The following is a 14,878-nucleotide window of genomic DNA, read 5'->3' on the forward strand; positions in this document are numbered from 1 at the left end:
GGTGGAGTAGAGTCTCCATCTGAAGCCCCGATGTTCTGCTTTAGCAGAACGAGTTCACTAAGTATATAAATTTCAAATACAATGAAGGGGAGTAGTAGTTGAATTCCTTGACAATAGAGAATCGGTGACGGTGGAAATCCGATGTCAATACTCAACGAACACACTCTGGAGTAGATAGTCTGAAAATGTATTAGGACTATTCGTGAAGCTGCGTTAAAGTTAAATGAAGTGGTATATAAACATATTGTTATATGCAATTTGGGTGGAACCGCGGGAATTCAAACCTCTCGTCCCTGTCATAGTAAGGCAGAGACTTGGGGTTTTTTCATTTTAAATTTTGATAGTACTAAAAATATTTTGTAAGGAGGAGAAAATATGCTAACACAAGCACCAAAGGGTACTAAAGATGTATTACCATTTGATTCCTATAAGTGGCAGTATTTAGAAGGACTATTCAGAGATATTTGTAAGAGCTTTGGATATAAAGAATTAAGAACACCTACATTTGAACATACAGAGCTTTTTGAAAGAGGAGTAGGAGAAACTACTGATGTTGTACAAAAAGAAATGTATACCTTTGAGGACAAAAAAGGAAGAAGTATAACATTAAAGGCTGAGGGAACAGCTCCAGCGGCTAGGGCTTTTATTGAAAATAAGCTTTATGCAGAAGCACAGCCGACTAAGATATTTTATATAACTCCAGTATTTAGATATGAAAGACCTCAAAAAGGGAGATTAAGGGAGCATCATCAATTTGGCATAGAGGTTTTTGGAAGTAACGATGCTGCAGTTGATGCTGAAGTTATGAGTATAGTAGCCACTTTATATAAAAAACTTGGTTTAAATGAAGTAGAGCTACACATAAACAGTATAGGATGTCCAGAATGTAGGAAAAAATATAATGAAACACTAATGAATTATCTATCAACCAAGATTGATAATCTTTGTAAAACATGTCAATCAAGATACGATAAAAATCCTATGAGAATTCTAGATTGTAAGGTAGAGTCCTGCCAAGAAGAAATTAAAGATGCACCTTTAATACTAGATCATATCTGTGATGAATGTAAAGTACACTTTGAAAAAGTACAAGATTATTTATCATCATTAAACATAGAGTTTACTGTAGATCCTAAGATAGTAAGAGGACTGGATTATTATACTAAGACTGCATTTGAATTTGTATCAAGTGGTATTGGAGCCCAAGATACAGTTTGTGGTGGAGGAAGGTATGATGGGTTAATTGAAAGCATCGGTGGACCTTCTACTCCAGGAATTGGATTTGGAATGGGTATAGAAAGACTTATGCTATATCTTGAAACTAATAATATAGAAATTCCTAATTCTGATGAAGTAGATGTATTCATTGTTACTATTGGAGAAAGGGCTGAAAAAGAAGCTTTTAAAATTCTTTATAACCTTAGAAATAATGGTGTATCTGCTGATAAGGACTATTTAGGAAGAAGTATGAAGGCACAGTTTAAATATTCCAATAAGATAAACTCAACTTACACAATTGTGATTGGAGATGAAGAGATTGAAAAGGATGTAGTTACCCTTAAGAATATGAAAACTGGGGATCAAAATGAGATTAAATTAAGCAATTTAATAAACACTATTAAAGAGAAGCTAGGGAGGTAAAAAAATGGGAGAAAGAATGGGAAATTTGAGAAGAACGCACATGTGTGGCAATTTAAGGATAGAAAACGAAAATCAAGAAGTAATTTTAATGGGATGGGTTCAAAAGAGAAGAAATCTTGGATCGTTAATTTTCGCTGATTTAAGAGATACAACAGGTATTGCACAAGTAGTATTTGATAGTGAAGTTTCAAAGGAATCCTTTGAAAAGGCAAATAAAATTAGAAGTGAATTTGTTATTGCTATAAAAGGTAAGGTCTTAGAGAGACAATCAAAAAATCCTGACTTACCAACTGGAGATATAGAAGTTTTTGTGGAAGAGCTAAAGATATTGGATGAAGCTGAAACACCGCCGATTTACATAAAAGATGACGACGATGTCTCAGAGGCTATGAAATTGAAATATAGATATCTTGACTTAAGAAAGCCATCTATGCAAAAGAAATTAAAGATAAGACATAAAACTGCAAAGGTTGTTAGGGAATTTTTAGATGAAAATAATTTTGTTGAGATAGAGACTCCAATGTTAGCTAAACCTACTCCAGAAGGAGCTAGAGATTACTTAGTTCCAAGTAGAGTTAACCCAGGGAAGTTCTATGCATTACCTCAGTCCCCACAACTTATGAAGCAGCTTCTAATGGTATCAGGTATGGATAGATATTATCAAATTGTTAGATGCTTTAGAGATGAAGATTTAAGGGCAAATAGACAACCAGAATTTACTCAAATTGATATTGAGATGTCCTTTGTAGATATTGAGGATATAATTCAAATAAATGAAAAACTAATTTATAAGATGTTTAAAGACATTAAAGGAATTGAAATAGAATTACCAATTAAAAGAATGACATACAAAGAAGCAATGGAGAGATTTGGTTCAGATAAACCAGACTTGAGATTTGGCTTTGAGCTTAATAATGTAAGTGATGTCCTTGCAAATAGTGAATTTAAGGTATTTAGTGGCACAATTAAAAAAGGTGGAGAGGTAAGAGGTATCAATCTGAACGGATATGCTGATAGTTTCAGTAGAAAGGATATTTCTAAGCTTGAGGATTATGTTAAGACTTATGGCGCAAAGGGATTAGCTTGGATTAAGATAACAAAGGATGGCGTTTCATCGCCTATAGCTAAGTTCCTGAGTGAAGAAGAACTTAATAATTTAATAGAGAAAATGGAAGGTAAGGAAGGAGATTTATTATTATTTGTTGCTGACAAGTCTTCAGTAGTATTTGATTCATTAGGACATTTAAGAATAGAAGCAGCTAAAAGACTTAATATCATAGAAAAGAATAAGTATGAACTTGTTTGGATAACAGAGTTTCCTTTATTTGAGTATGACGAAGAAGAGGATAGATATGTTGCTAAGCATCATCCTTTTACTCATCCAATGGATGAAGACATTGAGTTATTAGAAACTGAACCAGAAAAGGTTAGAGCTAAGGCTTACGATATAGTTATTAATGGGGAAGAAGCTGGTGGAGGAAGTATTAGAATTAATAATTCTCAGTTGCAAGAGAAAATGTTTAAAGCATTAGGATTTACGCAAGAAGAGGCGTGGGATAAATTTGGATTCCTATTGGAAGCATTTAAATATGGAGTACCACCTCATGGAGGAATTGCATATGGTTTTGATAGATTAATTATGACTTTTGCCGATACTGAGAATATCAGAGACGTTGTTGCATTCCCTAAAACTCAAAGTGCTACATGCTTAATGACTGAGGCTCCAACAATAGTTTCTGATAAGCAATTAGAAGAACTTCATGTTGATGTTAAGCTTAAGGAAGAAAAGTAAGGTACTATAAAATGACTGAATAAAGAATTTTTAAGATATAAACTGTAAAAAAATAGGATTGTATTTTAAATATGAAATTTACTACAATACATAAGGCTGGAGAAAGACTCCAGCCTTTATCTAGATAGCTGAGAATACTACCACCCGCAAAAAATAAGGGTTACCTAGTATTAGGCGGAAACTTAAATACCAAATTTCTTTTAAATAAGAATCCCAAACTTCTTTAAGTGGAGTAAGATTCGAGTTATTAGTATACTGGGTTATATTGATGATGAATCAAAAATATGCTATTATTTAATCATAGGGTAATTACTACCTAGGGGTATATCATATTAGCATAGAAAGGGTGATATTATGAATCAATTAGGATATGTAACAAAAGTCGACAATGGTATAGCTCATTTAGAAGTAAGAAGAGTTTCCGCCTGTGGCGATAAATGTGGATCATGTGGCGGCGGTTGTAATGTTCCAGCTACAAAGGTAAAAATCAAGAATTCGTTAGGAGCGGAAAAGGGAGATATGGTAGAAGTTGAAATGCAAACTGATTTTGTTCTTAAATCTGCATTTTTAGTATATATTATGCCTTTAATATTAATGGTTGGAGGAATTATTGGAGGAATTAATTTATTTGAAAACTTGGGGATTGACAACTATGAAGCATTAGGATTTGCATCAGGTATTCTATTGTTAGGAGTATCTTATTTCATTTTAAGAATTATCGATAAGAGTGTGAATAAGAGTGATAGAATACATTTTAAAATGGTAAAGATATTGAAAAATTAGTATACATCAGAAAAAATTAAATGGGAGTGGGTGCTTTTTGAGTAATGGAATTTTAGAAAGATACAAGAGATTACTAATTATGGTAGGTTTATTCTTAGTCTCATCCTCAATGTTTATTTATGAGGTTTTGACAACTAGATTGTTTTCTACAGTTTTAGTTTATCACTTTGTATTCTTAGTTACCTCATTGGCTATATTAGGTACGGGAATAGGAGGAATTATAGTATTCTTGTTCGGTGAAAAATTACGAATATTTAAAGATAGGACAAAGGCAATTTCTTTATTTACCTTGATTTTAGCATTGAGCTATATAGTAATTACTTTAATTATATATAAGCTTCCATATATAAATCCTTACTTTATATATTCAATAATGGCTAGCGTTCCCTTTGTTTTTGGTGGGATAGTGCTGTCTCTGATATTTAAAGAATTTCAAGTTATAGGTCATAAGCTTTATTTTGCAGACCTATTAGGATCATCAATTGGTAGTTTAGGGATATTAGTACTTATGGATGGTTTAGGATTTATAGGTACATTGTTAGTGGTTTCTATAATGGCTCTAGTAGCATCACTAGTTTTCGCAGTCAAGATAAAGCAAAGATCTATAAAAATTATCCCTATAGCTCTAATAATAGTTCTTACTATACTATCCTTTAATAGATCGTTTGTTATTAGCTTCCAAAAAGACTTTACTGCATATATAACTAGCCCTCATACAGTAATAAGCTATTGGCACGATACGATGAAGAGAGATGTTGATATAGAATATACAAGATGGGATTCAATTTCTAGGACCGATGTTATTGACATTGGAGATCCTAACAGAAAGACCATAATTACAGATGGTGGAGCCAGTGCTCCAATGGTTCAATTTGATGGAAATCTCGATAAGGTAGATTATTTAAAAGAAAATATTGAATATATATCCTTTCAAGTTGGGGAAAATGATAGTACACTTTTAATTGGATCTGGTGGTGGAGAGGATGTATTACTAGCTTTGTTGGGAGAATCAAATCAAATAGATGCTGTAGAAATTAATCCTTCAACTATTGATGCAGTTAAGGAGTTCAACACATTCAATGGTGGAATATACAATCTTGATGAAGTATCTTTATTTGTAGAAGATGGAAGAAAATTCATAAGTACGACTAATAAAAAATATAATCATATTTATTTAGGAAAAGTTTTTTCCGGTGTGGTAGATAATTCAGCAGCTATGCTTTCAGAGAATTATATCTATACTGAAGAAGCATACAATGAATATCTTAATCATCTAAGCGATAACGGCAGACTGACCTTTGTATTCAATGATATGAAGGAGCTTTTTAAATCCTTGAATACAATGACGAAAGTATTAGTCGATAGAGGTATAGATAAAGGGGAAATTGCTGATCACTTTATTGCTATTAATTCACTGTCAAAAGAGAATAGTCAGCAATTAAATGGTGAAATATATATGCCTGTGGTTATTTATAAGGAGACTCCCTTCACCGAAGAGGAATCTCAGTTAGCTTTAAAGGAAATTGAAAAGCAAAATAGGGAAATAATCAATTTACCTTATATTGAAAAGAGAGAGGAAATTAAATTATATGAGTACTATGGGAATGGACAGATAGAATATGATAGACTAGTTGATGCTTTCGCATTTAATGCTGAACCAACAACTGATAACAAGCCATTTTTCTATGATTATGATAAAGGTATATCTAATACACTATTATTTTTACTTTTAGGCATTTTAGCCTTTGGTCTTATTATTATAGCAACAGTTTTTAACAATAAAAATCTAAGAAAAATATCATTTTATTTTTCAATAATTGGGTTAGGATTTATGCTTGTGGAAATACCTTTTATTCAGAAAACAATTTTATTTATGGGGAGTACTACTAGAGCATTTTCTTTTATTCTATTTGCTTTATTATTTGGTGGTGGAATTGGAAGCTATGTAAGTGGGTCAAGAATTATTGAAAGACTTAATAAGAAGAAAGATTATATTTTTCTAATAATTGGTGGCTTTAATTTAGTATTAGCTTTTGTAGCTCCTGTGGTATTTAATTCTTTTGTAGGATCAGATATTGTTCTGAAATTCTTTATAGTTTTTGCTATGATATTCCCCCTTGGTGTTTTCTTAGGTATGCCATTTCCTAGAGGAATTAAGACTATTTCTCAAGATATCACGCCAAATGGAGTGCCATTAGCATGGGGAATTAATGGAGTAATGTCCGTTGTTAGCTCTATACTTTCTCTGATTATATCTATGAAACTTGGATTTAATATTACTTTAATACTAGGAACTATGTTCTATTTGTTACTATTTATAAAGAATCCGTTAAGAGCATAGTATAGGAGGGATACGAATGGAAGAAATAACAAATAAAGACCCTATATTAAAAAGATTAAGAAGGATAGAAGGTCAAATTAAAGGTATTCAAAAAATGGTTGGCGATGAAAAAAGCTGTGGAGATATATTAACGCAAATATCTGCTGCTAGAGCTGCTCTGAATAAAGTGGGAGGACTGATTTTAGAGCACCATATGAAGGATTGCTTGACTGATTATTTAGATAATAGTGAGGACGATAAGGACTTAGATGAGTTAATTGAAATTATGATTAAGTATACGAAGTAAGAATGAAGGCTTTTTTAATACACCCGTAAAAAGATAAGGCGAAAAATAACACTAAACATAGGACTATGTTTAGTGTTATTTTTTATTCTATCTATATTATCTTGCTTTTTTTACAGCAAAAGGAAACAATGATATAATATTCTAAAATTATAATTTTACAACTTGGAAAAATTGTATATTAAATTTTTATGCGGAATTATATTCAATTTGTAAATATGCGGTTTTCTTGCTTACATATTTTATATGACAATTCAAACATTGATTTGCAGGTTTCATGGAGTATATGTAAAAGAACAACATCTAAAGATGTATAATAATAACAAGTAAAACAAGTTAAATATATTGAACATTAATTAAATGCTTATGGGGGGATAATGCATGAAAAAGAAAATTACTTTAGTAGTAATTACATTTTTTTTATTGTTTACTTTGATAGGATGTAGTACAAGTAATGATGTGGAAAATGTTAACTCTTTTCATTTTTACGACTTTTCGAATTCAAATACTCAGCTTACTGAAGATGAAAAAATAGAGGATTTTGAATTTATGTATAAGATAATGGAGGAAAACTATCCTTTTCTAAAAGTCAATCAAAGATTATATGGTATAGATTGGTTGGCAAATAAAGAAAAGTACTATGAAATGATAAAGGATACTCAAGATGATAAGGAATTTTATAAAGCTTTAGATTCTATTATAAAGGATTTACATAATGGTCATACGCATATGATTAATAGAAAGTATTATGGCAGACTTAAAAGAGTTTATGAATCTAGTTTGTCCCTTAATAATCCTTGGTTAAAGCAACTTAATAATCCTAAGACTATAGATAGATATTCTGAAAATGAGAAGTCAGATTTAGATAGTAACTCTGCAAATAGTGAGAAAAATCGAGATTCTATTTCTGATAACGTTGAAACTAAGAAGCTTGAAAAAAATGTTGCATACTTAAGAATTAAGACTTTATCCAATATTGAAAATGATATGGAGATAATAGAACCTTTCATTAATGGAATAGAGGATTACAATGCATTGATTATTGACATAAGGGGAAACGGTGGTGGTGATAGTAGATATTGGCAAAATCATTTAGTACCTATGCTTATAAACGAACCCTTATATAATACTCAATATGTGTTGCTTACTGGCGGGGAATTTACTGAGGACTTTGTGAAAGCGAAAACTTGGAAAGATTATAAAACACTATCGACAATAGATAAATTACCATTAGAAGAGTTGAAAAATCTTCCACCAGAGACTAAAACAAATTTTAAATATTTTATAGAGTTCAATCAAAAAATTTCTCCTAATGGCATAAATAATTTTGATGGTAATATTTACTTACTTGTTGATAAAGGTGTATATTCATCATCAGAGATGTTTGCTACATTTGCTAAAGCTACAAAATTTGCTATTTTAGTTGGTGAGAAAACTGGAGGGGATGGAATAGGTACTGACCCAGCATTATGTGCACTTCCAAACAGTGGATTCATATTTAGATTTTCCTATGATATGGGATTAACATCAGATGGGACTTGTAATGAGGAGTTTAAAACTGAACCAGATGTTAAGGTTGACGCAGAAATAGGAATTTCTATTTCTATAGATAGAACTATAAATAAGGTTTTAGAACTGGAGAGTCGTGAAGGTGAAGATAAGTAATATAAGGAGATAACTATAGGTTGCATTTAATTTAAAAACAAAACCGAGTAATATTAGAAATATTATTCAATGAAATTCACTTTAATAGTATGTGCAAACTATATAAGATTAAATCTATTCAAGATTTTGTGAAAGCATGAGTACTTTTTGGGGGGACTTACAATGAGAAAGAAATTAATAGTTATAGTAGTACTAATAATTAGTTTAACAACTATTTCAGGATGTAGTAGTATAATTAACACCAATAGCAATAAGATTCCTAAGGATATGACAGGGATTGTAGATTTTAATGATAGGATAGATACTCATAAGAATGGTCTTATTGTATATGGGACCAAAGGGAGTGAAAAGGAAATAACTGATTTAATCTGGTTAGGTGGAGCTATAGGTTATGACTTAAAGATGAAAGCAGATAAGGATGTTACAGAAGAAGATATTGAAAATAATCACATTATTCTACTGGGAAACCCATCTACAAATAGCTTATTTGAAAAAGTAAACTCTCAACTTCCTATAATAATTAAAGATGCAAAGCTAATAGCGGGGAATAAAGAAATAACTGAAAAAAGTACTACCTTTCATTTTGTTACTCCAAACCCATTAAATAAAGAAAAATATCTTTGGGTTGTAGGGTCAATATCAAATGATCATTTAAGAGATGCTTTTGATCTTGGCTTTATAAGGAATATGGATTATGAAATAAAAGTAAATCTTCATGAAGTGTATTATGGTGCTTTTTTTAAAAATGAGAAAAATTGGACGATTAAAAGTCCAGAGTTACAAGAGTATAAGCTAGAAAAGTTCAAAAAAGTAGAAAGTGAGAATTTTGATTTTTACTATAATCCAATTAATACTTTTGTAGAGAGGGATATTGAAAAGATAATTCAATCAAGGGAAGAGTATTACAATCAATGTATAGAAAAATTGGGGGTAAGCTTTGAAGATAAGATAGAAGATTATATGTTTATGAGTGAAAAACTAATGGGATCCTACACTCATTATAACTATGATAGATACAATAAAACTATGATGGTAGACTTCTATGCCAATAGTACAGCTCATGAAGATTATTATAAATTTAAAATAGCTCAGAAATTAATGTATCAGTACGGTAAATATTTCGATAGAATGTCTTTTGATGGCCTATATCTCGGTTACTTTAATCCTTATTATAACACAGGAATTGAAATGCATACTTGGATGAAAGAGATTATTCAAAAACAAGAATACATACCCTTGGACTATCTTGTAGGATTTAGCTATGAAAGTAGTCTTAATAAGGATATTATATCTTCAGAGTTAGCATCCTTTGGTAACTACTTAATCAATACCTATGGCATAGACAAATACATAGAATTGTATAAAGCAAATACAGTAAAGAGAATTGATGAAGCTTTACACTCCACATATAATAAGGACTTATTAGAATTGGAAGGTGAATGGCTAGAATACCTTGATAATATAGATGAAGACTTAATAGATTCTAATATTAAAGGAGTTGAAAATGATGAGAAATAAAAGAAGAGTTATATCATCTATTTTAACCCTGATTATCTTAATGTCACTAGTACTATCAGGCTGTTCATCTATTGACATAAATGATTTTAATGAAGATAACGCATATAATCACATAAAAGAATTATCCTCAGATAAGTATGGCGGAAGATTACCTGGAACAGAGGGAAATTATAAAGCAACAGAGTATATTGCTAATGAGTTTAAAGAAATCGGATTAACACCAATTAATGAAGAGGGTAGCTATTTACAAAGCTTTAAGGTTATATCACCTATGCTTAAGGGTAAACCAGTGTTTCAAATTATAGACCAAAATGGAAATAAAATAAAGGAATACCAATTAATGAAGGATTATATTTATCTTGTAAATGGTTTTAGCTCAGGGGGAGAAGTAACTGATAAGATGGAATTTATCAATAACTTAGATGAAATGAGCAAGTCAGGAGCTTCTATAATACTTACAACTATAAATCCTAATGAAGAGGAAAATAGTAAAATATTAATTGAAAATGATATTAAAGCTGTAATAAGACCTACAAGTAAATATAAAGAAGATGAAGAAATCATAAATAGCGTTGTAATTGGAGATAAAGCTACAGGTAAGTCTACTCCAGAATTTATAAATATAGCTGTAAAAGAAGGTATTTTTGAAGAATTAATTACCTACTCTGAGGAAGGATATAAGCTTAATATAAAATTAGATTTAGAATTCCCAAGGGTAGAGGCTTCTAATGTAATTGGGTACATTCCAGGGAAAAATAATAAAGATGAAGAAGATAAATATTTATTAATATCAGCCCATTTTGACCATGTAGGAACAGGCCCTGATGGTAGAGTATATAATGGAGCTTTGGATAATGCATCGGGAACAGGAATGATGTTAGAATTAGCTAGGGCAATTAAGGAAAGTGGGAAGAAGCCTACTAAAACTATTATTTTCGCTGCTTTTAATGCAGAAGAAAGTGGTTTGTTTGGCTCTGATTATTATGCACTACAAAATTATGCAAGGGATAGTCAGTTTTATATCAGAGATACAAAGGTAATAAACATTGATATGATAGGCTCAAAAGAAGAAGTAAATCTAGAGCTTGATACAGGTCCAATATTTTCAGTTGATTCAAGTATTCAAATAGAAAATAAAGAAATGATCAATAATATCAATGAATTAGGAGAGGAACTTGGACTTGATATTAAGACTGATCAATATTCATATAGTAGTGATCATTGGAGCTTTAACCCAAGGGGAGGAGTAGCACTTACAATGACCCATCTTTCTACAGATTTGGTTCATACACCCTATGATGATATTTCTAATGTAGATAAGGAAAGATTAGTTAATCCTGGTCAACTATTATTAAAAACAATTGATTATTATGGTTACAAAGCCAAAGATATAGAAAGAAGTAGCATATCTGAAAATCAACTTCAGTCTATAAGGCAATTTATTATATATTTAATAACCTTAGCTTTAATAATTATCATGATAATTGTACTATTAAGGATTATTTATAAAAACGAAAAAATAAGGAAAAAGTTTGAAGGCAAACCTATATTCACGTTAATACTTGTAATATTAATAATAACTTCTATTCTATTCTATAATAGTGGATATAGATATGAGAATGTAAGCTACTCTGGATATAAAACAAATTCTTGGAAAAATATTGTTTCATTAACTGGAGACACCATTTCTGAGATATATGATTTAGATAATAATGGGATTAGAACTTTAGTTAAGGATGGAAGCAATATTAAAATGATGAAGATTGATTCTAAAGGAGAAATTATTCAAGAGGAAGAATTATCCCAGATAAGTAATAATGCTACAGAATTATCTAATGCTAGCAAAGGCATATATTTCTTAGAAGAAGATAAATTATATTTACTTAACATTCAAAATAAAGTAGAAAAACTATATGATAATGTTTCAAATTATCAAGTGATAGATTTAGAACAACAGCAATATATTTTTATTCAAACAAATGAAGGTTTAAAAGTAATAAATAATAATGCTATATATGAGATAGATAATAATAAAATATCAGATTTTATAGCTAGAATCGATAATAAAGAAAGAGTACACATCATTTTTAAGGAGAAATCTGATAATAACCAAGTCAGTGTAAAATATACTATGATACAAGGAAATGGGGACATATTAAAGTCTAGGGAAATTAGCAATTTTAAATCAGATAAAGAAATTAGATTTGGGATAGAAGTGGCAAGGGGATATATTTTTTATGAAGAAAAAACAACTCAAAATTATATTCCTTTTTATTTAGGAAATAGACCAATCAATAGTAATATAAGGTCAGATGTAGAATTTAATGGTGATGGAGGGATCCTAGTAAACGTTGAAGAATTACCCTATGTAAGCAATGAAAATAATAATATTAGTAGAGAAAATGATGGATTAAATGTTGTATATCATGGAACAGACAAACACGGTAAATCTTATATTTATTTGGTTAAACTATATAACGGTAAGATTCAATCAAAGAGAACAATATATAGTAGCAAAAAGATAGATGTTAATAATATCATGTTAGTTGAAAGTGCTAATAATAGCTATATATTTTGGCTAGATGACCTTATGGATAATAAACAAGGAAATCTTATGGCTATATCCTCAAGTAATGAATTCGGATTTAATAACTTTAGAAATCAGTTGCTATTAAGAGGAGATAGTATAATAAAAAATATTATTTATAGTTCTATTTTGTTTTTAGTAAAATTCTATTGGATAGTCCCTGGTTTTATTCTAATTGCAATATGGAAGCTTATAACTAAAAAGAAAATATCTGAGAATAAATATATAATATATACTTCGATATTAGCTAATGTTGCTATTCAAATGATTACTTTTAATTTACCCTATCTGACTAACTTTAAATATGAAAACTTTCTGATTGGATTAGTAATAGCTGCTATATCATTAGGTATAGTTAAGGTTTTAAGATTTGAGAGAAAATCTATTAATATTTTTACAATGTTTATTATATTTACTATTATAAACATGATTTTTATATCGACATTATATGGCCCCTATTCATCAGTGGGTGGATTAGACAATTTAAGAAAACATGAATTATTTCAGGAAGAAAATGAGGATGAAATGGTTTACTGAGGAAAGTTTATATTAAGATTTCATGTGATATTATATTCTTGTGACTTATATACTTAGCTACTTTACTATTAAATTTATAGAGTGAGAAAGGATAACTCGTTTACGAGTTATCCTTAAGTTTTCACTAAAATGTTTATTTAAATTTCTATGCTGCTTTTCTTCTTCTAAAAGATTTACTTATGGTAGAAGCTATTATTATACCACTAGATATTGACAAGGCAATAAAAATAGTTTCAGAACCAAAGTTTGCTGCATCGGTATATCTCTTTTCAATAATTGCAAGCATTGTGTAATAGGAGCCAGCTCCAGGAACAAGTGGGATAATACCTGGGATTATGAAGATAGTTGCAGGCTTTTTAAAGAGTCTCGCAAAGATTTCACCTAAAATGCCAATAGTCAATGCACCTACAAAAGCTCCACCAACCGTTGAATCGAAAATATCACTTATAGATATATAAACAATCCATCCAATTGAACCAATGATTCCAGCTTTAAAAATTGAATCTCTTGGAACATTAAATAATATGCAAAAGCCAATTGTAGAAACTAGAGCTAATAGAAATTGCTTGACCATAAACATTATGAACACCTCCTAAAAAACTAATATAAAATCTTAAAACAATACCTACACCAAATGCTATAGATAGAGCTATAATAAGAGCCTCAATTCCTCTTGAAACTCCAGACAGAAAGTCTTCAGATATAGAATCTCTGATGGCATTTGTTATTGCAACACCCGGTACAAGGGGCATGATTGAGCCTATGATAACCATATTTAAACTTTCTCCAATGCCAATCTCTATAGAGATAATAGATAGCACCGTAATAATCATGGCTCCTAATATATTTTTAATAAAAAAGCTAAATTTTTTCTTATCTAAAAAATCTATCAATCCTACTAAGAGTAAGCTAATAATAAAAGCACTTACAAAATCTCGGAAACTTCCTCCAAAAAGAAGAGAGAAAAATCCACCACTTGCACCACCAGCTAACAAATTAATGGGTTTTGAGTATGTTGTTGATTTCTCTATATCTCCTAAAATAGACTTGCCTTCTCTAATAGACATATCAGAATTTACAAATCTTCTTGAAAAGTCATTTACCATAGCAACTTTATTTAAATCGATTTTTCTTGATTTAATTCTATAGGTATAAGAGATAACATCTTCACCGTACTCAACAGTTAGAAATATACCTGTGGTAGTAACAAATGTTTCAGCATATTTAATATTCATTCTAGACTTACAAAGTCTTAAAATAGTATCTTCTACTCTATAGGTTTCTGCACCATTTTTTAACATTATTCTTCCAGCTATCATAGCCATTATTAATAATTCTTTTAGTTCTGACTTATTAATCATAAAAAATACCTCCAAAGATATATTCCTAATAATATTGCATTATTGTTTAATAATATACTTATATAGTCCATATTTAACACCTTATTTATTTTAAATGTACTTTATTATGAGTAGGTTACGATTTAGTTAAGTTTTACAATAATTCTATTAAGCTTTCTTTTATAATATTTTAAGGAATATTAACAAATGTATTATTGCTGATTTTGTGCTTATCTACTTTATATTATGGGGTACAAGATTAATCTATAGTATACAAAGAACAATAAAATATATTAATAAAGCTTGTATAAAGAAATATTAATATATACAATGTATATAGGTAATATTACCTTTTAGGGTATATTATATAAAAAATACTCAAATATTCAAA

General features: G+C 30.0%; 10 protein-coding genes and 1 other annotated feature. Of the genes, 8 read left to right on the forward strand and 2 right to left on the reverse strand.

Translation table 11 applies throughout. The features are described 5' to 3' along the window. The first annotated feature begins 72 nt into the window (after positions 1–72). Positions 73–298, forward strand: a binding site (T-box leader). 77 nt (positions 299–375) lie between these two features. The 8 genes from hisS to JMO20_RS18430 all read left to right on the forward strand — a co-directional run bounded on the left by hisS (position 376) and on the right by JMO20_RS18430 (position 13,147). Next, positions 376–1,641 carry a histidine--tRNA ligase gene (gene hisS, locus JMO20_RS18395; RefSeq protein ID WP_202711192.1) on the forward strand — a complete coding sequence of 422 codons (1,266 nt, stop codon included), beginning with the start codon at positions 376–378 and terminating at the stop codon, positions 1,639–1,641. A gap of 4 nt (positions 1,642–1,645) precedes the next feature. After that, the gene (gene aspS, locus JMO20_RS18400; RefSeq protein WP_243414872.1) at positions 1,646–3,433 is read left to right on the forward strand and encodes an aspartate--tRNA ligase; all 1,788 of its coding nucleotides are present in this window, start codon (positions 1,646–1,648) and stop codon (positions 3,431–3,433) included. Positions 3,434–3,787: 354 nt separating this feature from the next. Beyond that, positions 3,788–4,216 carry a SoxR reducing system RseC family protein gene (locus JMO20_RS18405; protein ID WP_202711194.1) on the forward strand — a complete coding sequence of 143 codons (429 nt, stop codon included), beginning with the start codon at positions 3,788–3,790 and terminating at the stop codon, positions 4,214–4,216. A 37-nt stretch (positions 4,217–4,253) separates the two neighbouring features. Beyond that, a complete protein-coding gene (locus JMO20_RS18410; protein WP_202711196.1) occupies positions 4,254–6,557 on the forward strand; it encodes a spermidine synthase family protein in 2,304 nt (767 codons plus the stop codon). Positions 6,558–6,573: 16 nt separating this feature from the next. Then, the gene (locus tag JMO20_RS18415) at positions 6,574–6,843 is read left to right on the forward strand and encodes a metal-sensitive transcriptional regulator (protein WP_202711198.1); all 270 of its coding nucleotides are present in this window, start codon (positions 6,574–6,576) and stop codon (positions 6,841–6,843) included. Between the two features lie 378 nt (positions 6,844–7,221). Then, on the forward strand, positions 7,222–8,505 hold the full coding sequence (locus tag JMO20_RS18420; RefSeq protein ID WP_202711199.1) for a S41 family peptidase: 1,284 nt from the start codon (positions 7,222–7,224) through the stop codon (positions 8,503–8,505). 162 nt (positions 8,506–8,667) lie between these two features. Then, the gene (locus JMO20_RS18425; RefSeq protein WP_202711201.1) at positions 8,668–10,023 is read left to right on the forward strand and encodes a hypothetical protein; all 1,356 of its coding nucleotides are present in this window, start codon (positions 8,668–8,670) and stop codon (positions 10,021–10,023) included. Further along, positions 10,013–13,147: a M28 family metallopeptidase gene (locus tag JMO20_RS18430; protein ID WP_202711203.1), complete on the forward strand. Its 3,135-nt coding sequence runs from the start codon at positions 10,013–10,015 to the stop codon at positions 13,145–13,147. The genes JMO20_RS18425 and JMO20_RS18430 overlap by 11 nt, the downstream gene beginning before the upstream one ends. Before the next feature lie 145 nt (positions 13,148–13,292). Here the strand turns inward: JMO20_RS18430 and JMO20_RS18435 are convergent, their stop codons facing one another. Beyond that, on the reverse strand, positions 13,293–13,727 hold the full coding sequence (locus JMO20_RS18435) for a threonine/serine exporter family protein (protein ID WP_202711205.1): 435 nt from the start codon (positions 13,725–13,727) through the stop codon (positions 13,293–13,295). Further along, the gene (locus tag JMO20_RS18440) at positions 13,663–14,508 is read right to left on the reverse strand and encodes a threonine/serine exporter family protein (protein WP_202711206.1); all 846 of its coding nucleotides are present in this window, start codon (positions 14,506–14,508) and stop codon (positions 13,663–13,665) included. Before JMO20_RS18440 ends, JMO20_RS18435 begins: the two co-directional genes overlap by 65 nt. Positions 14,509–14,878: the final 370 nt, after the last annotated feature.

It is taken from the genome of Sporosalibacterium faouarense, from assembly GCF_016765695.1.
In the GTDB taxonomy this organism is placed as follows: Bacteria; Bacillota; Clostridia; order Tissierellales; family VENL01; genus Sporosalibacterium; species Sporosalibacterium faouarense.

Excerpts from the sequence above, each read along its gene's own strand:
- hisS (WP_202711192.1), top strand. The coding sequence starts at position 376 with ATGCTAACACAAGCACCAAAGGGTACTAAAGATGTATTACCATTTGAT.
- aspS (WP_243414872.1), top strand. The coding sequence starts at position 1,646 with ATGGGAGAAAGAATGGGAAATTTGAGAAGAACGCACATGTGTGGCAAT.
- JMO20_RS18405 (WP_202711194.1), top strand. The coding sequence starts at position 3,788 with ATGAATCAATTAGGATATGTAACAAAAGTCGACAATGGTATAGCTCAT.
- JMO20_RS18415 (WP_202711198.1), top strand. The coding sequence starts at position 6,574 with ATGGAAGAAATAACAAATAAAGACCCTATATTAAAAAGATTAAGAAGG.
- JMO20_RS18420 (WP_202711199.1), top strand. The coding sequence starts at position 7,222 with ATGAAAAAGAAAATTACTTTAGTAGTAATTACATTTTTTTTATTGTTT.
- JMO20_RS18425 (WP_202711201.1), top strand. The coding sequence starts at position 8,668 with ATGAGAAAGAAATTAATAGTTATAGTAGTACTAATAATTAGTTTAACA.
- JMO20_RS18430 (WP_202711203.1), top strand. The coding sequence starts at position 10,013 with ATGAGAAATAAAAGAAGAGTTATATCATCTATTTTAACCCTGATTATC.
- JMO20_RS18435 (WP_202711205.1), bottom strand. The coding sequence starts at position 13,727 with ATGTTTATGGTCAAGCAATTTCTATTAGCTCTAGTTTCTACAATTGGC.
- JMO20_RS18440 (WP_202711206.1), bottom strand. The coding sequence starts at position 14,508 with ATGATTAATAAGTCAGAACTAAAAGAATTATTAATAATGGCTATGATA.